This is a genomic window from Lentzea sp. NPDC054927, from assembly GCF_053610285.1.
This window is the reverse complement of sequence record NZ_JBSGXZ010000024.1, coordinates 81,316-101,598: the sequence shown is the minus strand read 5'-3', so window position 1 is coordinate 101,598 and position 20,283 is coordinate 81,316. Positions and strand designations below refer to the sequence as shown.

The following is a 20,283-nucleotide window of genomic DNA, read 5'->3' as shown; positions in this document are numbered from 1 at the left end:
GGACCACGCGCCCGTCGCGGGAGCACGCTGGAACCATGAAATCCACACTGGACGGACAGCGTGTCGCGATCCTCGGCGGCTCTTCGGGAATCGGCCTGGCGACGGCCCAGGCCGCACGGGACGCGGGCGCGCAAGTCACGATCGTCTCGCGCAAACCGCAGCCCCAGCAGGGAATCGCCACGCACGCGGCTGATCTCACCGATCCCACCGCGGTGGTCGACGTCTTCGCGGCGATCGGCGAGATCGACCACCTCGTGTACACGGCGGGGGAGCCGCTCGAACTGATGGAGATCGGCGCCCTCGACCGCGACCGCGCGAGGACCTTCTTCGGCCTCAGGTACTTCAGCGTGCTCGACGCGGTGAAAGCAGCCAACGTCACCACTTCGATCACCCTCACCACCGGCATCGCGAAAGACCGGCCGGGACCCGGTTGGGCGGTCGCGGCGAGCATCTGCGGCGCCGTCGAGGCGTTGACCAGGGCACTGGCCGTGGAACTCGCGCCGCTGCGGGTCAACGCGGTCAGCCCCGGCGTGGTGCGCAGCCCGTTGTGGGGCCCGGACGCCGGCCAGCTCTACGCGGACGTGGCCAGGACGCTGCCGCTGCAGCGGGTCGGTGAGGTCGAGGAGATCGCGCACGCGTACCTGTACCTGATGACGCAGCCGTGGACGACCGGCACGATCCTCACGGTCGACGGAGGTACCGTGCTCGCCTGAAATCCGTTGCGGGGCAAGGTAAAATGACAGGTGATGCGCATAGTTCTGCATGCTCGTGCGCGCCTGGACCTCGCATACGACTCGCTCGACGGGCTCTCCGTCGGCGACGCTCTGGGCGCACAGTTCTTCATGGTCGGCCGCTCGTTGCCCGACCTCGTGGCCGGCACGCCGCCACGAGGGCCCTGGGAGTGGACCGACGACACCGAAATGGCCTGCAATCTCGTCACCGAGCTCCGTGATCACGGCGACATCGACCAGAACCGGCTCGCGGCGATCTTCGCCGACCGCTGCGAGCCCTATCGCGGGTACGGCGCGGGAGCGTTCGTCATCCTGCGCAAGATCCGTCAGGGCACGCCGTGGAAAGAGGCGGCGAGCAGTGCGTTCGGCGGTCAGGGTTCGTGCGGCAACGGCGCCGCCATGCGGATCGCACCACTCGGTGCGTACTTCGCCGACGACCCGAAGGTGGTGACGGAGCAGGCGATCAAAGCCAGCGAGGTCACGCACCAGCATCCGGAAGGCATCGCGGGCGGCGTGGCCGTGGCGCACGCGGCGGCCATCGCGACGATGGCCAGGCTGTCCGGGTCGCCACCGCGGGACCTGCTCGGCAACGTCGTCGAGCACCTCGAGGACTCGTTCGTGCGCAGGGGGATCGAGAAGGCGCGCAAGATCGACAACGCCGAGGAGGCGGCCTACGTCCTCGGCAACGGTTCACGCGTGACGGCGCAGGACACCGTGCCGTTCACGCTCTGGGTCGCCGCCCACCACCTCGGCGACTACCGCGCGGCCATCACGACGTGCGTCAAGGCGGGCGGTGACGTCGACACGACCGCCGCGATCGTCGGCGGCATCATCGCGAAGGCACCACCGGAGTGGCGTGCGGAGCGGGAGGGGCTCCCCGACTGGGTGAGTCGAGAGTGATTTATTCATCACGTGTTGAGTTTTTGGCCGAACGCTCGTAACCTCCTCTTCAGGTGAAACCTGGAGGAACCATGTCGCTCGTCCTCGACTTCAGCGCTGTCGACGGTTCGATGCTCGCCATCGTGGGCGGGAAGGCCGCGAACCTCGGTGAGCTCACGCGGGCCGGCCTGCCGGTGCCGCAGGGCTTCTGCGTCACCACGGAGGCCTACCGCGCCGTCGCCGTGGCGGACGAACTGGCGAGCACGACTCCGGAGAACGCCCGCAGGACGTTGGTGGAAACCCCTGTGCCGCGGGAGATCCGGGACGCGATCGTCGCCGAGTACCGCAAACTCGGTGACGGTCGCACTCCTGGGCTTCCGGTCGCGGTGCGGTCCAGCGCGACGGCGGAGGACCTGCCGTTCGCGAGCTTCGCCGGCCAGCAGGACACGTTCCTCAACGTCGTCGGCGAGGACGCGGTGGTCGACGCGGTGCGCCGCTGCTGGGCATCGCTGTGGACCGACCGCGCCGTCAGCTACCGCGAAACGAACGGCATCGACCACACCACGACCTACCTGGCTGTCGTGGTGCAACGGATGGTGCAGTCCGAGGTCTCCGGCGTGATGTTCACGGCGAACCCGGTCACCGGCACGCGCGACCAGATCGTCATCGACGCGAGCCCCGGCCTGGGCGAGGCGGTGGTGTCGGGCGCGGTCAACCCCGACCACTTCGTCGTCGACGGATCCGAGATCGTCGAGAAACGGCTGGGGGACAAGAAGTTCGTCATCCGCTCGCTGCCCGGCGGCGGTACCGAGCACGTCGAGGTCGGCGAGAACGGCGAACCCTGCCTGACCGACGGGCAGATCCACGCGCTCGCCGTGCTCGGCCGCAAGGTGCAGCGGCACTACGGTTCGCCGCAGGACATCGAGTGGGCGATCGACGCCGACGGCGAGCTGCACCTCACCCAGGCGCGGCCGATCACGACGCTGTTCCCGTTGCCGGACAACCCCGACGGCGGCGCTCACGTCTACTTCTGCTTCAGCCTCGCGCAGGGCCTCGAACGACCGATCACGCCGATGGGACGCGCGGCGTTCCGCGAGATCGCCAAGTCCGCGCTCGAGATCGTGATCGGCGACCCGAAGAGCAAGTCCTACGTGGAGAACGGCGAACGGATCTTCTTCGACGCCACCAAGGCCCTGCAGAGCCGCGTCGGCCGGGAGTTCATCACCCGGTTGCTCGGCGTGATGGAGGCGCGATCTTCCGAGGTGCTGCGCAGCCTGTTCGACGACCCGCGCTTCGCGATCAGGAGCCACTCGCCGACGCCCGCCCTCAAACGCGTCCTGCGGCTGGGCCGCCGGTTCCGCGTGCCGGTGGTCGCCTGGAAAGCGCTGACGAACCCGGAGAAGGCCGTGCGCACCGCGTTGCTGATGGAGCGCGAGATCCTCGAGAAGTCCGCGGCACTCCCGATCGAACAGGCGCTGCGGCAGTGCGTCATACCGGTGCTGCCGCGACTCGCGCCGACCGCGTTGATCGGTTTCGCGATGCTGGGCCTGGTCGGCAAGGTGGTCAAGGTCGAGCCCGGTGAGCTGCAGACCGTGCTGCGCGGCCTGCCCAACAACATCACCACCGAGATGGACATGGCGATGTGGGACCTCGCGCAGCAGATCCGGCGCGACCCCGTGGCGCTGCGGCAGTTCCAGAACGGTGAACGCCCCGCCGCGGTGGATGTCTTCCTCGCGAAGTGGGGTCACCGCGCCGTCGCCGAGATCGACCTCGGTCTGCCCCGGTGGTCCGACGATCCGACGTACGTCATCGGCGTGGTGCGGAACTTCCTGCGCCTGGAAGACGAGAACGCCGCGCCGACCGAGGTCTTCGCCCGCGGCGCCGCGGAAGCCGAAGCGATGATCGAAACGCTGGCGAAGCGCGCGTGGGGCCGTGGCTGGTTCGTGCGCTTCGCGTTGCGCCGCACCAGATTGCTCGCCGGCCTGCGGGAGTACCCGAAGTACCTGATCATCACGCTGTTCGGCGCACTCCGCAAGCGCATCGCGGACCACGGAGCCGACCTGGTGTCGCAGGGCCGCCTCGCGCAACTCGACGACGTGTACTTCCTCAACTTCGAGGAAATGCGTTCCACGGAAGGAGATCTGCGCGAGGTCGTGGCGCAGCGCCGTGAGGTCTACGACCGCGAGTTGCGGCGCAGGCACATCCCGCGCGTGCTGCTGTCGGACGGCACGGAACCGGAAGCCGTGCACCACGGTGGCGCCGTGGAAGGCGATCTCGTGGGCACCCCGGCGTCGGCGGGCACGATCACCGGCATCGCGCGCGTCGTGATGGACCCGGTCGGCGCGCACCTGGAACCCGGCGAGATCCTCGTGGCGCCCTCGACGGATCCGGGCTGGACGCCGTTGTTCCTGACGGCGGGCGGGCTCGTGATGGAGATGGGCGGCGCGAACTCGCACGGCGCGGTGGTGGCCCGTGAGTACGGGATTCCGGCGGTGGTGGGGGTGCGCGAGGCCGTGACGCGGATCAAGACCGGCGAGCGGATCACCGTGGACGGCAGCACGGGCGCGGTCACTACACTGGACGACGGGTCGTGACTGGCGCAGTCGAGGTGGAGCACCACCGGGGAGCGACCCTCAGCTGACCGCTGCCGCGCGCCTGGGCGAATCCATCGGTGGAGGCTGCCCATGTTGATGTCCGGAACCCAACTCGCGCGCGACATCGTCCAGCGAGCGTCCGAGAAGGCCGCCGGCCACACGTCGCGCACCGGCCGCAAACCCTGTCTGGCCACGGTGATCGTCGGCGACGACCCGGCCTCGGTCACGTACGTGCGGATGAAGCAGAACCGGTGCCACCAAGCGGGACTCGAGTCCCGCCGCGTGGCCCTGCCGGAGGAGACGACGACCGAGGAGCTCGTCGCGAAGATCCGCGAGCTGTCGGACGACGCGGACGTGCACGGCATCCTGTTGCAGCACCCTGTTCCTCACCACATCGACGAGCGCGCGGCGTTCGAGGCGATCGCGCCGCACAAGGACGTCGACGGCGTGACGATGCACTCGTTCGCCGGTATGTCCTTCGGGCACAACGGGTTCGTGTCCTGCACGCCCGGCGGGATCATGCGCCTGCTGGACGCCTACGACGTGGACATCGCGGGCAAGCACGCGGTCGTGATCGGCCGCAGCCCGATCCTCGGCAAGCCCGCCGCGATGTTGCTGCTGGCCAGGGACGCCACCGTGACGATCTGCCACTCGAAGACGATCGGCCTGCCGGAAATCGTGCGCACGGCGGACATCGTGGTCGCCGCGGTGGGCAAGCCGCGGTTCGTCCAAGGAGACTGGATCAAGCCCGGCGCCGTCGTGATCGATGCCGGCTACAACGAGGGCAACGTCGGTGACGTCGACTTCGACGCCGCCGCGCACGCCGGTCTGATCACGCCCGTACCAGGGGGAGTGGGCCCCACGACGATCGCGGTTCTGCTGGAACAGACCGTTGACGCCGCCTCCCGTGAGCTGAACGCGTAATCTCGGGTTTGTGGCTGAGTCCAAGGGTGAGTCCAAGGGTGAGCTGAACAAGGTCCAGCAGGGCCTCGCCGACTACCTGCTGCGTGCCGGCGTGGACGGGTTCGGCCCGTTCAAGAGCGCACGCGAGGCCGCGTCCGACGCGCTCGTCAAGAAGGGCGACGAAGAGGCCGCGATCAAGCACCTCGTCCGCACTCACGTGGCGCTGGCCGGTGCGCAGGGGTTCATCACGAACCTCGGCGGCCTGATCACGCTGCCCATCTCGTTGCCGTCCAACGTCGCGGCCACCTACGTGATCCAGACGCACCTCATCGCGTCGATCGCGTCGATGCGCGGTCACGACGTGGACAGCGAAGAGGTGCAGACGGCCATCCTGCTGTGCCTGCTCGGCAACGCCGGAACCGAACTGTTCAAAAAGGTCGGCATCAAGCAGTTCACCAAGAAGGCCGCCTCGGCACTTATTACAAAATACGGTACAAAGAAGCTCGGCACGATCGCGGCGAAGGGCGTTCCGGTGCTGGGCGGCGTCATCGGCGGTGGCGTCGACGCCGCTTCTACCAGAGCGGTCGGCGCATTCGCAAATCGCTACTTCGCTCACACGAACCCGTTGCCGAAGGTTATCGACGGCGAGGTGCTCTCGGTCGAGATCGAAGAAGCGGACGGAACGGCCGATTCGCGCTAGCTCAGCCGGTCCAGTGCGGAGCTGAACGCGTCCGGCTGGATGTGCACGCCACCGCTGAACGGGTTCTGCAACTGGTAGATCGCGAACAACAGCAGAACCAGCGTCGAACTCAGCGTGATGGTGATGAGCAGCTGTGAGATCAGGTTCGGCCCGCCGAACAGGAACGGGAACAGCAGCGAGAGCCCGGTGCCGATCAGCAGCGCGAGCCACACGACCGGGTTGACGCCGTTGCCCACCGCGTCCAGCCGCTCCTGCCTGGCCTGGTAGACCTCCCACAACTGGTTCGCGGCCTCGGTCTTGCGGTCCTCCTGCCAGCCGCCGTCCGGCGCCGCCGTCGCGATCGTGTCCCTGAGCTGGTTCAACGTGTTCCAGCCCTGGTTGCCGACGTCCTGGCCCTCGCGCATGCGCGGCCACTCGTCGTCGACGACGGTCGAGACGTAGTCCCGGATCAGCTGCTCCACCCTGGTCTTCGCGGGCTCCGGCAGCGAGTCGGACGACCAGTCGACGGCGACGAGCGCGTTGGCCTCCTTCTGCACCTGCTCCTCCGCGCCGTTGGCCGCGTCGAACAGCGAGATCAGGATGAACGCGATCAGCACGGCGTGCAGGCCGGCGACGATGCTGAACACCGATCCGCCCGGGCCGAGGTTCTTCTCGCCCACTTCCTCCGAGCCGAACCGACGGGTGACCACGACGAGGACGGCGGAGATGACGGCGGCTCCGATAACCCAGAGCGTGCCGGTGAGGTAAATGCTCAATTCGGCTCCTTTCTGGTGTGGGATTAGACCACGGTCTACTGTGGCCGGTACAGCACGGTCTGGTTAACGAGCAATGGTCAGGTGCGAATGCGCGGCAACAGCAGTGATACCCGGTTGTCGTATTGGACTGCTCCATTCCGGTGGCGGCGGAATTTGCTCGCGTTGAGCGGCGTCTCGTCTCTTCTGGTGCTTTCCGCGCCGTTCACCAGCGCTGTTGCTCAGGCCGCACCGCCGAACTGTGACGCTTATCAAGTTCGTTCATCCCATCGTGGCGCACTCTCGACGTTGGCCAAGGTGGACACGTCATCCGGTGGGGTGACGGAGATAGCTCGGCTCGACTACGCGGTGAATGCGCTGGGGTACTCGGCGACGTTGGGCCGTCTGGTTGGTCTTACGTCGAAGGGGCGGCACTGGTGGAAGAACCCCTCGCACGTCGTGCTGATCGACACCAAGGGCGTGGTCGACGACCTCGGACCCGTTGGCGCGCACTGGTTCCGCACCGACGACGTGTCCGCGGGCGCGGTCGTCGGCACCACGTTCTACGTGCGCGACAACGCCCGGCTGCACGCGATCGACATCGACCCGGAGAGCCCGTCGTACCTCGAGATCGTGCGAACCGTCGTGCTGGACTGGCCCGCGCTGACGCTCGACGACTTCACCGCGAACCCGGCGAACGGGAAGCTGACCGGGGTGTCGGCGGCGGGCCGGGGTCCTGGCGAGGTCGTGACGTTCGATCCGGTGTCCGGACGTGGGCTCGGCAGGACGGAAGTCGCTGAGCTGCCAGGGAAATCCACCTATGGCGCCGTCGTGATCGACTCGGCGGGCACCGTCTACGCCACCAACAACGGCTACCAGGGCCGCAGCCGCACCTACCGGGTGTCCGGCAGCGCGGTGGAGCTGTCGGCGGGCCCGGAGATGGGCATGATCGACGCGGCGGGGTGCCTGCCGAACCCGATGCCACCCCGTGCCGAACCGCCCGCGCCCCGGCCGGAGGTGCCGCCCCCGCCGCCTCCCGCTCCGGTACCGCCGCCCGCCCAGGCCCCTGCGCCCGTTCCCGCGCCGGTCGTCCCGCCGACTCCGGTCGTCGCGACCACGCCGCCTTCCGTTCCGCCGCAACCAGTTCCGGTGCGTGCCGCGCGGCAGCGAACCGAGCCGCGCAAGGATCTTCCGCTCACCGCCGAGACCACGCCGCTGACGAAGTCCCGCAAGTGGGCGATGGTGACGATCATCCTGGTGATGCTGGGCGCCGGCGCCGCCGCCGCGAGGGCCCGCGGATAAATCGGTTGGCGTGACACGGCGGCGTCGCTAGCGTTGCGGACATGTTCTTCATCTGATGAAGCCCCGCGGCGCTCTCGACGCTGCCTGCGCGACTCTTGAAGTCGCCTCGGTGACCCTTTCGCGGGTCCTTCTCTCACGGCCGTCTTCCGCCGTGTCCTTGCACGCCCTCGTCACGAGGAGGCTTTCGCATGCCTGCGACCACCCCGCCAGAGCCGTCCAACCGCGCTGCGCGCCGCGCGCAGAAGCGGGGCAAGATCGACCAGAACCCGCACGTCCAGCTGCCACAGCAGCGCGTGCCGGTAGTCCCGCCGCGCCAGTTCATGGCCCGTCGCCGCGGTGGATCCGCGTAGCCGACGCCGAACCGGGCGCGACACCGCAGGGGCACGTTCACCCGAACGTCCCCCTGCTCCCTTTGTGGGCACGATGCGGGTTCGATCTCCCGTTCTGTCCGGATCCGATCTAGCCTGAGTTGCTACCGGACCGACAGGATCGGAGGCGCCAGGTGAGGATCGCTGACGTTTTGCGGACCAAGGGATCGTTGGTCGCGACCATCGAGCCGGACGTACCTGTGTCCGAACTGCTCAGAGCATTGGCTGAACACAACGTCGGCGCCATCGTCGTCGTCGGCCCGTCCGGCGTGGCGGGAATCGTGTCCGAGCGCGACGTCGTGCGCCGTCTGCACGAATCAGGCGCTGAGCTGCTGTCTTCTCCCGTATCGGCGATCATGACCACCGAGGTGCACACCTGCTCGCCGTCGGACACGGTGGACAGCCTGACGGTCGTGATGACCGAACGGCGCTTCCGCCACGTACCCGTTCTGTCCGACGGGCAACTGGTGGGGATCGTCAGCATCGGTGACGTCGTGAAGAGTCGGATCGGGCAGCTGGAGCAGTCGCAGGACCAGCTGCAGGCCTACATCGCCCAGGGCTGATCCGACCTGATGCTTGGCAATGAGACTTTTGACTTCGTCGTCAAAAGTCTCATTGCCAAAGCAGGATTCACGTTCAGCCGGCCCGGTCGATGCCGGGCGGCTCGGGGACGTTCTCGGTCTTGGTGCCCGACGGCATCGCCCACATGAAGGCGCGCATCATCGCGTACTGGAGCTTCATGCCGGTGCCGACGTCGCCGGACTCGACGACCTGCTTGAGCGCGGCGAGGATGCCCTTCCAGGTCGCGTCGACCTTGTCGAGCCGCTTGACGTCCGCGGGCCAACCGGAGTTGCGCAGCGTGACGCGCGTGCCGCCGTCGACCTCTTCCAGCTCCCACGAGACGACGGTCCACGGGTCGTCGCGCATGGTGAGCCGTTGCGTGTGGGAGAGCAGCCGCGGCGGGTCGACCTCGACGACGCGTCCGACGACGAAGACCCGCTTGCCGTCGGTCGACCGGTAGTACAGCGGCGCGCCCGGCGTCAGCTCCGAGTCGAGGACGGCGTCCATCATGGCGCGCTGCTTGCCGTCGAGTTTGGTGATCTCCGCCCACACCTTCTCGATGGGCGCGGCGATCACGATGCTGTGCAACAGCTCGGTGCCTGGTTCAGCCAACGTCCTCATCCTCCTGTTCGACGCTCTCGACCGCGTGCTTCAGGCCGACCAGCGCCGCTGCCCAGTTCTCCTCGTAGTGCGCGACCCACCGCTGATGGATCTGCTGGATGGGCACTGGATTCAGGTGGTTGACCCGCTTCCGGCCCCGCGGCTCCACGAGCACCAGATCGGCCTCGCGGAGCACACCGAGGTGCTGCATGACGACGTGCCGGCTCACCTCCAGCGCTTCCACCAGCTCACCTGTGGTGCGCGGGCCGGTGCGCAGGACGTCGAGGATCGCGCGCCGCAGCGGGTTCGCCAGGGCGCGCCAGACGGCGTCATCATCATGTGGCAACTTCATTACGTAAGATTTCTAACACCTAACCTGGCTCGTGTCGAGCGCAGCGGACGGAAGAGTGCCCCTGAAGATTGACTCGGGAGTCAGTCGGTGATGTGATCACGCCCGCACCCGAAGTGGTGCAGACCTTTTCCCTAAATCCGCCGCCATGGATGTTGGGGAGGAACGGGCGTGGAGATCTCTCGGCGTTCGGCGTTGATCGGTGGGGCGGCGGCAGTTCCGCTGCTCATGGCCGGTTCCGGGCTCGCGCAGGCGGCTGCCTGGAAGCTCAAGTGGAGTCCGCAGGCGAACAAGGACGGTCTCGGCGCCTTCGAGGGCATCGAGGACGACCGCGCCGGCTCGCATCCGGGCACGAAACACATCTACGTGTCGGGCAACGACTACCGGTTCGACATGCACACCCGCGACCGGGACACGTCGACCGACCGGCAGCGCAACGAGGTCCGCGGCATGAAGGCGGGTGGCCAGAACCTCGATATCGACAACGGTGAGACGTGGAAGTGGACCTACTCCATGTTCATCCCGAGCTCGTTGAAGTCGACGACCTCGTTCACCCACATCATGCAGACCAAGATGCCCGGCCTCGGCTCCGCGCCCGTGACGGTCATGTCGCTGCGCCGCACCGGTGGTGTGCAGAAGATCGAGTTCAAGATCACCGAGGGCAACGTGCTCGTCGGCGAGGTGAACCTCGAGCCGCTGCACAACAAGTGGATCGACACCGAGGTGGAGATCAAGGCCGGCAACGGCACCGGGCGCGTCCGCTGGGTCGTCCGCGAGGGCGGCCGCACCGTGCTCGACGCGACGAAGAACAACGTCGACACGTGGCTCGACGACCGGTTGCGCCCGAAGTGGGGCATCTACCGCTCACTCGGCGACACATCGGGTGCACTACAGAACTGCTACCTGCTGCTGCGCAACCTCAAGGCCTATAAGTTCGAATGATGCTGCACGACGTCACCGACGCCACGCACCAATATATTAGTTTGCTCGCAGGTGGCCAGCGCGAACACGCGATTCGCGCGGTCACCGACGACGACCTGAGGCACCGCTGGGCGTATACACCCGGTGCACGGGCCGGCCTCGTGCTCGGCGAGCTCCGGCGTGACCAGCGCAAGGCTGTACACGGAATGCTGGCGACCGTCCTCAGTCCACACGCCTACGCGCAGGCCGCGGCGGTGATGGCGCTGGAAGACGTGCTCGACCACCGCGAGGGCGGGCACCGCGATCGGCACAGCGGCGACTTCTGGACAGTGCTCTTCGGCACGCCCGGCGACGACGAACCGTGGGGCTGGCGCGTCGAAGGCCACCACCTGTCGGTCAACGTGGTGGTCGTCGACGGCCGCGTCTCGGCGACCCCGTTCTTCCTCGGCGCGAACCCGGCCCGCGTCACCTACCGCGGCCACGTCGTCGGCCAGCCGCTCCGACTCGAAGAGGAACTCGCCCGCGAGCTCCTCGACCGGATGGGCCCGACCGCCCGCCGCCTCGCCGTCGTGTCCGACACCGCCCCGCACGACATCCGCAGCGGCAACTCCCCGCGCGTCAGTCCGTCCGAACCGGTCGGCGTGACGCCGGCACAGCTCGGCAAGCCCGCGGGTGAGCTGCTCGTCGACATCGTCCGCTTCTACCTCGACCGGCTCGCGTTCGAACTCGCCGACGAGGAGTTCGCGCGGATCGACCAGGAACGCCTGCACTTCTCGTGGGAGGGCTCGCTGCGCCGCGGCGAAGGCCACTACTACCGCGTCCAGGGCCCGGAACTGCTCATCGAGTACGACAACACGGCCAACGAGGCCAACCACGTCCACACCGTGTGGCGGCGTCATTCGGGTGACTTCGGCGACGACCTCCTCGCCGCCCACTACGACTCGTCACGGCACACTGTCGCCCGTGGAGTGGCCCAAAACAGTTGAAGACGCTGTCGCACTGCAAGAGCGCCTGCGCACCCAGGTGATCACCACGAGTGCCCCTGACCTGCGAATAGACACCGTCGCGGGCTTGGACGTCGGCTACCGCAGCAATGACACGGTTGCGGGCGTGTGCGTGGTGTTGGATGCAAAGACGCTGGTCGTCCTCGATGAGGTCGTCGTCGAGGACACGACGGACTTCCCATATATCGCGGGGCTCTTCGCGTTCCGGGAGATGCCGGTGCTGCTGCGCGCGCTCGATCAGGTGACCGTCGCGCCGGACCTGTTGGTCGCGGACGGTCAGGGCCTCGCGCACCCGCGCCGGTTCGGGCTGGCGTGCCATCTCGGCGTGCACACGGGCATCCCGAGCATCGGCGTCGCGAAGAACGCGATGGGCGCGTTCGCGCAGCCCGGCCACGCCCGCGGGTCGACGAGCGACCTCGTGATGGAGGACGAGGTCGTCGGCAGGGCGTTGCGGACGCAGGACGGCGTGAAGCCGGTCTTCGTGTCGGTCGGTCACAAGATCGACCTGGACCGGGCGTGCGCCGAAGTGCTGCGACTCGCCCCGCGCTACCGGCTGCCCGAGACGACCCGCCGCGCCGACACGCTCACGCGGCAGGCTGCTTCGTCGGCGTGAAACTCAGCAGCACGAGCAGGATCGCGCCGCAGACGAGCGCGATGTCCGCGACGTTGCCGACGAACCAGCCGTTGTAGTCGATGAAGTCGACGACGTGCCCGCGCGCGAAACCCGGCGGCCGGAACAACCGGTCGAGCAGGTGCGTCGTCGCGCCGCCCAGCATCAACGCCAGCGCGGCTGCCCGCAGCCTGGTCTGCGGCTGCATGCCGTACCGCGCGAGCATCACGACGGCGACGGCCGCGACGATGGTGAAGATCCACGTCGACCCCGCGCCGATCGAGAACGCCGCACCGGGGTTGTAGAGGAGCCTGAGCTGCAGGAATTCCCCGAGCACTGGGATGGGCGCGCGTCCGGTCAGCGCGCTCTCGGCCCAGAACTTCGTGGCTTGGTCCAGCAGCAGCACGAGCACGGCGATGCCCATCACGAGCGGCACGCGGCGAGAGGTGGTGGTGTCCATTTGCGGACGAGCGTAGTTAAGAACGCCACCGCTTGGCATCAGGGCCCGGAGTCGGGCCCAGAGTCAGGCGCTGGTCACGTCCTCGGCGCCGAACGCTTCGACGTCGTCGATGTCGATCCCCGCGAGGAACTCTTCCTCCAGCGTTGCCGACCGTTCGTCGGTGTCGTAGTCCACGCAGATGCGCCACCGTCCGTCGGTGCGTCGCGCATATGTGTGGAAGCGCCCATAGAACGTGCGCCCGTCGCCGTCCGCGCGCGTCGACACGATCTGGAAGATGCCACGCTCGCTCGCGAGGTCGTTCGAGGCGATGCGCTCGACGAACCGGAACGAGATGGTCACGGAGCTGCCGCGGTCGGCGAGCTCGGCGAACCACTTCCCGATCTGGTCGGAGTAGTCGGCGAACCCGAACACCTGCTTCGCCGGCCCGCCCGCGCGGATCAGCTCCGGCGAGTGCAGATCGAGGAACGCAGCCGCGTCCAGCTTCGAGTAAGCCAGCCGGAACGGGTGCCAGATGTCGTTGTTGAGCTGCCGCAACAGGTTGGTGTCCACCCTTTCAGAAGCTAGCGCGGATACCGCCCGGACTTCATCCGATATTCCGTTGCGGCCCCAACGTCAGGAACGGATGGGTGTCGACGATCTTGCGTGCGACGGTGACGGAGTCGACGAGCGGATGCAGCGCCAGCGCCTTCACGGCGTGCTCGCGCTCGCCACTGATCGCCGCCCGGATGGTGGCGCGCTCGACGACCTTGAGCGCCGTGACGAGTCCGACGCCCTCGTCCGGCACCTGGCTCACCGCGACGGGCCGCGCGCCGTTGGCGTCCACGAGACTCGGCACCTCGATGACGGCGTCGGCGTCGAGGCAGGACAACGTCGTTCTGTTCGGCACGTTGAGGATCAAGGTGGTTCGTTCGTCGCTGGCGATGGCGTGCATCAGATCGAGCGCGACCTGCTCGTAGCCGCCGCCGTCGAGGTCGTTCGTGTCGCGTTCGTCGTCGCGTGTCTCGGCCATGTAGGTCTGTTCGCGTTCGAGTCGCGTCCGTTCCCAGCTTTCCAACGACGGCGTGGCGTAGAACCGTTTCTGCTGCTCCAGCAGGAACGCCCCGCGCGACGCACCGGACTCCACCGCCTCACGCGTGAAGTAGTAGTAGTGCAGGTACTCGTTCGGGATGGCGCCCAGTGCTCGCAGCCACTCGGCGCCGAAGAGCTTTCCCTCTTCGAACGACTCCAGCCGCGCGGTGTCGGCGAGCAGATCCGGCAGCACATCGCGCCCGTGCACGTGGACACCCCGCAACCAGCCGAGGTGGTTGAGGCCGGCGTAGTCGAGCCAAGCGTCGTCGAGGCTGATGCCGGCAGCACGTGCGACGCGTCTGCCGAGCCCGACGGGGGAGTCGCAGATGCCGATGACCCGGTTGCCGAGATGCGCCGACATCGCCTCGGTGACCATGCCGGCGGGGTTGGTGAAGTTGATGACCCACGCATCCGGCGCGTGCACTGATATACGACGTGCGATGTCGAGCGCGACGGGCACGGTACGCAGCCCGTATGCAACACCGCCGGCGCCGACCGTCTCCTGCCCGAGCACACCGCACCCCGCGGCGACGCTCTCGTCGGCCGCGCGCCCCTCGAGCCCGCCGACCCGGATGGCGGAGAACACGAAGTCCGCTCCGCGCAGCGCTTCGTCCAGGTCCGTCGAGGTCGTCACGCTCGGGGCATCCGACACATCGGTCGCGAGTTCCGCCAGGACCCCGCCGACGGCGGCGAGCCGGGTGGCGTCGAGGTCGTGCAGCACGACCTCGGTCACGCGTCCGGGCGATCGATCGGTGAGCAGCGCGCGATAGACCAGCGGCACGCGAAAGCCGCCGCCGCCGAGGATGACCAGCTTCATGCCTTGACCACACCCATTTCGGCCTCTCCTGCAGTACGAGCCGAGCCCTCCGGATCGTACATTTCAGGTGCGGTGCACGACGAATTTCTCACTGCGGCACCGGTGGTCGGCGATGAATTCTTCCGGCAGTGCCGGTGGGCCCGACTGCGGTGGCGCGACCGACGCTGCAGGGCAGATCGTGGCAGCTCAGGCGCTCGCAAGGGGTTCCGCGCACGGCAGATCCGTGATACAAAGAATGGCTTTGCATTTTCGGAATGAATTTTCCGGGAAGATATGAAGGATTGTATCACAGGGGGCAAGGTGTTGGCGAGCGAACAGGCACGGATCACCTCTCTGTATGAAAGGCTCGATCAGAATCGGAACAAAGCGGCCGCTGACCTTGCGGCCGTGCTGCGGGACACCACCACCCAGAGGCTGGACCGCGAAACCGCCGTCCAGGGGCTGACCAGGGAGGTCGGGAAGTACCGGGCGGCGGAGGAGGGGCTGGTCTTCGGCCGCATCGACTCGGAGAAGGGCGAACGGACCTACATCGGACGCGTCGGACTGTTCGACGACGACTTCGAGCCACTGCTGCTGGACTGGCGGGCACCCGCGGCGCGGCCGTTCTACACGGCGACCGCCGCGAACCCGGAAGGCGTCGTGCTGCGCAGGCACTTCCGCGTTCGCGATCGAGAGCTGCGCGACTTCCACGACGACGAACTGCTGACCGACACGACCGCACTGCTCGACGCTCTCAACGCGCCGCGGACCGCGACGATGCGCGACATCGTCTCGACCATCCAGGCCGAGCAGGACGAGATCATCCGCTACTGGGGTCCTGGCGTGCTGGTGATCGAAGGCGGGCCCGGCACCGGCAAGACCGCTGTGGCCCTGCACCGCGTGGCATACCTGCTGTATACGCGTCGTGAACGTCTGTCGCGGCACGGTGTGCTGATCGTCGGCCCGAACACGGGCTTCCTCCACTACGTCGGAGAGGTCCTGCCGTCGCTGGGGGAGACCGACGTCGTCTTCGCGACACCTGGTGAGCTCTATCCCGGAGTCTCCACCGACGTCGAGGACGCCCCGACGCTGCAACGCCTGAAAGGCGATATCTCAGTTCTGGACCTGCTTGCCGTCGCCGTCGCCGACCGGCAGGAACTTCCCGACGAACCAGTCGAGATCGAGTTGGAGGACGTCGTCGTCCCGCTCGACGCCCACATCGCCGCCGTCGCGCGTGAGAAGACGCGTTACTACGGCCTGCCGCACAACGCCGCTCGCAAGTACTTCTTCCTCGCGCTTGCCGAGGAGCTCGTCGCACCGGCGTTGCGGCTGATCGGCGTCGACTGGCCGGAGATCGAGGACGAGGTTCGCCACGAACTCCGGCAAAGCTCCGCGTTGCGCGCGGCGGTGGACCGGTTGTGGCCGCTGCTCACGCCGGAGCAGTTGCTCGCCGACCTGTACCGGGGGCGGTGCTTCCGGATCGGTGCGCCGGAGCTGTACCGGGAGGACGCCGACGTGTGGACGGTGTCCGACGTGCCGTTGCTCGACGAGCTCGCCGAACTGCTCGGCTCGGACGGCTCGGCGGAACGCGCCGCCAGGCGTGAGGAGGAGGAACAGCTCGAATACGCCCGCGGCGTCATGGACGTCCTGTCGATCGACAGGCGCGCCGACAGCGACGAGTACATCGTCACCGACTTCGTCAACGCCGAGGTGCTGGCCGCCCGGCACGAGGTGCGCGACCACCGCACTCTCGCCGAACGCGCCGCCGCCGACCGCACGTGGACGTACGGCCACGTGGTCGTCGACGAGGCGCAAGAACTGTCCGCAATGGACTGGCGGGTGCTCCTGCGCCGGTGCCCCAACAGATCCATGACCGTCGTCGGCGACCTGGCCCAGCGCCAGGCCGCGGGTGGTGTCCGCAGCTGGGGCTCGATCTTCGACCGGTTCACCTACCGCCGGCTCGAGGTCAACTACCGCACGCCCGGCGAGATCATGGCCGTCGCCACACCAGTCCTGAAACTCGTCGACCCCGACGCGTCGGTGCCGGTATCCGTGCGCAGGACCGGCGTACGCCCGTGGGCGCGGCGCGTGACCGATGTATCGGCGGCGGTCCGCGACGAACTCGACGCGCACGCTGACGCACGCAACGGACGCACGATCGCTGTCATCGGTGACGGCTGGATGCCGCCGCGTGCGTCGAAGGGGCTGGAGTTCGACGTCGTCCTCGTCGTCGAACCGCAACGCATGTCGCCCAGCGAGCTGTACGTGGCGCTGACGAGGGCGACGCAACGGCTCGGTGTACTGCATACCGAGCCGTTGCCACGTCACCTACGAGGTCTCCTCTGATACCCACGCGAGGTAGTCGTCGTTGCCCCCGGCCACGGGGGTGACGACGACCTCTGGCACGTCATAGCTGTGATTGGCCTTGATGTGCGCGACGAGTTCGTCGGCGCGGTTGGCGGACGTCTTCACGACGCACTGCCACTCCGCGTCGACGCGCACCTCGCCGTCCCACCGGTAGACGCTGCGAATCGGCACGATCTGCACGCACGCGCCGAGCCGCGCCTCGACGATGCCCTTCGCCAACGACTCCGCGGCCTCGGCGGAGTCGACGGTCGTCGTCACCACGCACACACCACTCACAGCGCGTCGATCTCCTTCAGCAACTGGTCCTTGAGCTCGGCCGGCGCGAACGACGCGCGCACCGCGGACCGCGCCAGGTCGGCGAGCTCTTCGCGGCCGAACCCGAACTGCTCGTGGCACAACAGGTACTCGCGGTCGAGATCGGTGTGGAACATGCCGGGGTCGTCGGTGTTGACCGTCACCGTCACCCCGGCCTCCAGGAGCCGCGGCAAGGGGTGCTCGTCAAAGGACTTCACCGCGCCGGTGCGGATGTTCGACGTCGGGCACATCTCGACGACGATGCCCTCGTCAGCGAGATGGCGCACCAACTCGGGATCGTCGATCGCGCTGACGCCGTGCCCGATCCGTTCGGCCCGCAGATCGCGCACCGCGGCCCAGATCTCGCTGGCCGGCGCCGTCTCGCCGGCGTGCGGCACCATCCGCAGCCCGGCGTCGCGCGCCATCGCGAACGCCTCCCGGAAGTTCGCCCTCGGCGCGTCGGACTCGAACGCGCCCAGCCCGAACCCGACCAGTCCCTCCGGCCGGTGCTCGGTCGCGAACCGCGCACTCGTCATGCCCCAGTCACGATCCCAGACCCCAGGCACGTCGAAGATCCACTGCAGCGCCACGCCATGCACGGCGAGCGCTTCTTCACGTGCTGCCGCCAAGGCTTCGACGAGCTCGTCGTGCGCGATGCCCGCCCGCAGGTGACTCGACGCGCTGATCGTCAGCTCCGCATATCGGATGTTGGTCCGCGCGGCGTCGCGCGCGTATCCGACGATGAGAGTGCGGACGTCCTCGCCGGTGGTGACGAGGTCGTTGACGACGCCGTACACGTCGATGAAGTGGCCGAAGTCCGTGAACTCGTAGAACTTCCGCAGTGCGGCTTCGTCTGTCGGCACGGACCCGTCGGGGTGGTTGCGGGCGAGCGCGAGGACGGTGTCGACGGAAGCCGCGCCGACGAGGTGGACGTGCAGCTCGGCCTTCGGCAGCGCGTGGACGAAGTCGGAAATGTGCATGGCCAATGCTCTCAGGTCAAGGGCCGTTCGACGGGTGACATGTCTTGCAGTCAAGGGGAAGGGTGCAGGGCGAATCCCTTGTACCTGGCCTTGCATTGGGGGTGCCTCGTGAGGGGCGCACGAAGAGTCGCACTGCTGACAGCGGTGCTTGTCCTGCCTTTCCTCCCGACGACCGCCCAAGCCGCTGAGGGGCCGGTCTTCAAGGACGGCGAGGCGCAACCCGTCTTCGACCCGAAGGACGTGGTGAAGGAAAGCCTCTGGGTCCGGGCGCCGGTCGACAGCGACCGCGACGGCAAGGACGACGAGGTCTACACCGAGGTCGTCCGGCCGCGCGCCACCGAACGCGGCCTCAAAGTGCCGGTCGTCTACATGGTCAGCCCGTACTTCTCGGGCGGCAACGACGTCCCCAACCACAACGTCGACGTCGAACTTTACGTGCCGGACAAGCGCAACGGCCGTTTGCTGAAGTCCTCCTCCGACGAACGCGTCACCGCCGCCCTCGGCCCGAACCCGATCACCTCGGGGCGCTATGAGGCCTACTTCATCGCGCGCGGATATGCAGTCGTCTACGCCGAATCGCTTGGCACCGGCAAGTCGACGGGCTGCCCGACGACGGGCGACGTCAACGAAACGATCGGCGCGCGCGTCGTCGTCGACTGGCTCAACGGTCGTGCGTCAGCCCGCACCGCAACGGGTGAAGCCATCAAGGCGACCTGGTCGACCGGCAAGACCGGCATGATGGGCGTCTCCTACAACGGAACGCTGCCCAACGCCGTCGCCTCCACGGGTGTGCGCGGTCTGGAAGCCATCGTGCCGATCGCCGCGATCTCCAGCTGGTACGACTACTACCGCGCTGACGGCGCCGTCGTCGCGCCCGGCACGTTCCAGGGCGAGGACGCCGACGTGCTCGCCGAGTACGTCTACACCCGCGCCGATCGGGAGATCTGCAAGCCGATCATCGCCGAGATCGCGAAGGACCAGGACCGCGTCACCGGTGACTACACCAGGTTCTGGGACAAGCGGAACTACCTGAACGACGTCCGCAAGGTCCGTGCGGCCGTGCTGGCGGTCCACGGGCTCAACGACTGGAACGTCAAGATGACGCACGTCGAGCAGTGGTACTCGGCGTTGAAGAAGGTCGGTGTGCCGCACAAGATCTGGCTGCACCAGTCCGGGCACACGGACGCCGACACGCTGCGCTCGGTGGAGTGGCGGCGCACGTTGAACCGCTGGTTCACCCAGTACCTCTGGGGTCATCGCAACGGCGTCGACAAGGAGCCGAAGGCGACGATCCAGCGTGAGGACAAGACGTGGGCCGACGAGAAGGACTGGCCGGCTCCCGGCACGTCCGACGTGCGGCTGCGGCCGTCCGCGGGCGGATCCGCGAAAGGCGGCCTCGGCGTGTGGCCGGGCCGGGGCGTCGAGAAGCTGACCGATGACGCGACGAAGACGGCCGAATCGCTGATCGACCAGGCGACGTCGCCGAACCGGCTGTCCTACACCTCGGAGCCCACGAAGAAGCCGTTGCGGCTGTCCGGCAAGTCGACCGCACAACTGCGGATCGCGTTCGACCGTCCCGCGGCCAACGTGACGACGCTGCTCGTCGACCGCGCTCCGGACGGCAAGTCGCACGTCATCACGCGTGGCTCGACCGACCCGCAGAACAGGGAGCGGCCGGACAGGACGACGCCGATCAAGCCGGGCAAGTTCTACGACGTCGCCGTGCCGATCGTGCCGGACGACTACATCCTGCAGGCGGGGCACCGGCTCGAGTTCGTGGTGATCTCCAGCGACTACGACTACACGCTGCGCCCGAAGCCGGGTGCCGGACTGTCGCTGGACCTCGCCCGGACGTCGATCGAACTGCCGGTCGTCGGCGGCTGGCGCGCTGTGTTCCAGACGTTCTGACCGTCGTGTTCTGACCGTCGTGTGGGGGGGGGGGGGGCGGCCGGGGGGGGGGGGGGTCCGCCGCCCCCCCCCCAAATGGTTCACCGGGGGGGGGGGGGGGGCCTTGGGCTGGGGGCGGAGTTGGTCCGGTTGCCGACGAACTTCCCTCTGTTGGCTG

21 protein-coding genes and 1 riboswitch are annotated in these 20,283 nt (G+C 67.9%); of the genes, 13 read left to right on the top strand and 8 right to left on the bottom strand.

Annotation, left to right across the window (positions count from 1 at the left end; genetic code table 11):
* Window positions 1–35 precede the first annotated feature (35 nt).
* From ACWGE0_RS27710 to ACWGE0_RS27690, 5 genes are all read left to right on the top strand, one after another.
* Window positions 36–713: an SDR family oxidoreductase gene (locus ACWGE0_RS27710; RefSeq protein ID WP_452263818.1), complete on the top strand. Its 678-nt coding sequence runs from the start codon at window positions 36–38 to the stop codon at window positions 711–713.
* 33 nt (window positions 714–746) lie between these two features.
* Window positions 747–1,631 (top strand): ADP-ribosylglycohydrolase family protein, encoded by an 885-nt coding sequence (locus ACWGE0_RS27705; protein WP_452263817.1) that lies wholly within the window; start codon window positions 747–749, stop codon window positions 1,629–1,631.
* Between the two features lie 71 nt (window positions 1,632–1,702).
* On the top strand, window positions 1,703–4,204 hold the full coding sequence (locus ACWGE0_RS27700; protein WP_452263816.1) for a PEP/pyruvate-binding domain-containing protein: 2,502 nt from the start codon (window positions 1,703–1,705) through the stop codon (window positions 4,202–4,204).
* Window positions 4,191–4,278: riboswitch (ZMP/ZTP riboswitch) on the top strand. Its footprint overlaps the gene before it by 14 nt.
* A gap of 16 nt (window positions 4,279–4,294) precedes the next feature.
* Window positions 4,295–5,128 carry a bifunctional 5,10-methylenetetrahydrofolate dehydrogenase/5,10-methenyltetrahydrofolate cyclohydrolase gene (locus tag ACWGE0_RS27695; protein WP_452263815.1) on the top strand — a complete coding sequence of 278 codons (834 nt, stop codon included), beginning with the start codon at window positions 4,295–4,297 and terminating at the stop codon, window positions 5,126–5,128.
* 10 nt (window positions 5,129–5,138) lie between these two features.
* Complete coding sequence (locus ACWGE0_RS27690) at window positions 5,139–5,807, top strand: EcsC family protein (RefSeq protein WP_452263814.1); 669 nt, start codon at window positions 5,139–5,141, stop codon at window positions 5,805–5,807.
* On the opposite strand, the gene ACWGE0_RS27685 is transcribed toward ACWGE0_RS27690, so the two are convergent.
* Window positions 5,804–6,562 carry a bestrophin-like domain gene (locus ACWGE0_RS27685; RefSeq protein WP_452263813.1) on the bottom strand — a complete coding sequence of 253 codons (759 nt, stop codon included), beginning with the start codon at window positions 6,560–6,562 and terminating at the stop codon, window positions 5,804–5,806. The genes ACWGE0_RS27690 and ACWGE0_RS27685 overlap by 4 nt on opposite strands.
* Window positions 6,563–6,649: 87 nt before the next feature.
* On the opposite strand from ACWGE0_RS27685, the gene ACWGE0_RS27680 reads away from it, so the two are divergent.
* From ACWGE0_RS27680 to ACWGE0_RS27670, 3 genes are all read left to right on the top strand, one after another.
* Window positions 6,650–7,840 carry a DUF6923 family protein gene (locus ACWGE0_RS27680; protein ID WP_452263812.1) on the top strand — a complete coding sequence of 397 codons (1,191 nt, stop codon included), beginning with the start codon at window positions 6,650–6,652 and terminating at the stop codon, window positions 7,838–7,840.
* 188 nt (window positions 7,841–8,028) lie between these two features.
* Window positions 8,029–8,190: a hypothetical protein gene (locus ACWGE0_RS27675; protein WP_452263811.1), complete on the top strand. Its 162-nt coding sequence runs from the start codon at window positions 8,029–8,031 to the stop codon at window positions 8,188–8,190.
* Window positions 8,191–8,342: 152 nt separating this feature from the next.
* On the top strand, window positions 8,343–8,771 hold the full coding sequence (locus ACWGE0_RS27670; RefSeq protein WP_452263810.1) for a CBS domain-containing protein: 429 nt from the start codon (window positions 8,343–8,345) through the stop codon (window positions 8,769–8,771).
* 73 nt (window positions 8,772–8,844) lie between these two features.
* On the opposite strand, the gene ACWGE0_RS27665 is transcribed toward ACWGE0_RS27670, so the two are convergent.
* Entirely contained in the window at window positions 8,845–9,381 is a 537-nt protein-coding gene (locus ACWGE0_RS27665; RefSeq protein ID WP_452263809.1) for an SRPBCC domain-containing protein, read from the bottom strand.
* The gene (locus ACWGE0_RS27660; protein WP_452263808.1) at window positions 9,374–9,721 is read right to left on the bottom strand and encodes an ArsR/SmtB family transcription factor; all 348 of its coding nucleotides are present in this window, start codon (window positions 9,719–9,721) and stop codon (window positions 9,374–9,376) included. Before ACWGE0_RS27660 ends, ACWGE0_RS27665 begins: the two co-directional genes overlap by 8 nt.
* A 168-nt stretch (window positions 9,722–9,889) precedes the next feature.
* Here ACWGE0_RS27660 and ACWGE0_RS27655 point away from each other — a divergent pair, with 168 nt between their 5' ends.
* Genes ACWGE0_RS27655 through ACWGE0_RS27645 form a run of 3 tightly spaced genes read left to right on the top strand, consistent with a single transcriptional unit; the run spans window position 9,890 to window position 12,256 of the window.
* Entirely contained in the window at window positions 9,890–10,660 is a 771-nt protein-coding gene (locus tag ACWGE0_RS27655) for a Tat pathway signal sequence domain protein (RefSeq protein ID WP_452263807.1), read from the top strand.
* Entirely contained in the window at window positions 10,660–11,625 is a 966-nt protein-coding gene (locus ACWGE0_RS27650; RefSeq protein ID WP_452263806.1) for a DUF3500 domain-containing protein, read from the top strand. The genes ACWGE0_RS27655 and ACWGE0_RS27650 overlap by 1 nt, the downstream gene beginning before the upstream one ends.
* Window positions 11,603–12,256 carry an endonuclease V gene (locus ACWGE0_RS27645; protein WP_452263805.1) on the top strand — a complete coding sequence of 218 codons (654 nt, stop codon included), beginning with the start codon at window positions 11,603–11,605 and terminating at the stop codon, window positions 12,254–12,256. The genes ACWGE0_RS27650 and ACWGE0_RS27645 overlap by 23 nt, the downstream gene beginning before the upstream one ends.
* Here the strand turns inward: ACWGE0_RS27645 and lspA are convergent.
* The 3 genes from lspA to ACWGE0_RS27630 all read right to left on the bottom strand — a co-directional run bounded on the left by lspA (window position 12,228) and on the right by ACWGE0_RS27630 (window position 14,598).
* Complete coding sequence (lspA, locus tag ACWGE0_RS27640; protein WP_319964628.1) at window positions 12,228–12,713, bottom strand: signal peptidase II; 486 nt, start codon at window positions 12,711–12,713, stop codon at window positions 12,228–12,230. The genes ACWGE0_RS27645 and lspA overlap by 29 nt on opposite strands.
* Window positions 12,714–12,776: 63 nt before the next feature.
* Window positions 12,777–13,262 carry a YybH family protein gene (locus ACWGE0_RS27635; protein WP_452263804.1) on the bottom strand — a complete coding sequence of 162 codons (486 nt, stop codon included), beginning with the start codon at window positions 13,260–13,262 and terminating at the stop codon, window positions 12,777–12,779.
* Window positions 13,263–13,296: 34 nt separating this feature from the next.
* Window positions 13,297–14,598: a 6-phospho-beta-glucosidase gene (locus ACWGE0_RS27630; protein WP_452263803.1), complete on the bottom strand. Its 1,302-nt coding sequence runs from the start codon at window positions 14,596–14,598 to the stop codon at window positions 13,297–13,299.
* A 387-nt stretch (window positions 14,599–14,985) separates the two neighbouring features.
* On the opposite strand from ACWGE0_RS27630, the gene ACWGE0_RS27625 reads away from it, so the two are divergent.
* Complete coding sequence (locus ACWGE0_RS27625) at window positions 14,986–16,923, top strand: helicase (RefSeq protein WP_452263802.1); 1,938 nt, start codon at window positions 14,986–14,988, stop codon at window positions 16,921–16,923.
* On the opposite strand, the gene cutA is transcribed toward ACWGE0_RS27625, so the two are convergent.
* Together cutA and add are read right to left on the bottom strand one after the other, a co-directional pair.
* A complete protein-coding gene (gene cutA, locus ACWGE0_RS27620; protein ID WP_452263801.1) occupies window positions 16,906–17,205 on the bottom strand; it encodes a divalent-cation tolerance protein CutA in 300 nt (99 codons plus the stop codon). The genes ACWGE0_RS27625 and cutA overlap by 18 nt on opposite strands.
* 11 nt (window positions 17,206–17,216) lie before the next feature.
* Window positions 17,217–18,218, bottom strand: coding sequence for an adenosine deaminase (gene add / locus ACWGE0_RS27615; protein WP_452263800.1), 1,002 nt, complete (start codon window positions 18,216–18,218; stop codon window positions 17,217–17,219).
* A gap of 108 nt (window positions 18,219–18,326) precedes the next feature.
* On the opposite strand from add, the gene ACWGE0_RS27610 reads away from it, so the two are divergent.
* Window positions 18,327–20,126 carry a Xaa-Pro dipeptidyl-peptidase gene (locus ACWGE0_RS27610; RefSeq protein WP_452263799.1) on the top strand — a complete coding sequence of 600 codons (1,800 nt, stop codon included), beginning with the start codon at window positions 18,327–18,329 and terminating at the stop codon, window positions 20,124–20,126.
* Window positions 20,127–20,283 lie beyond the last annotated feature (157 nt).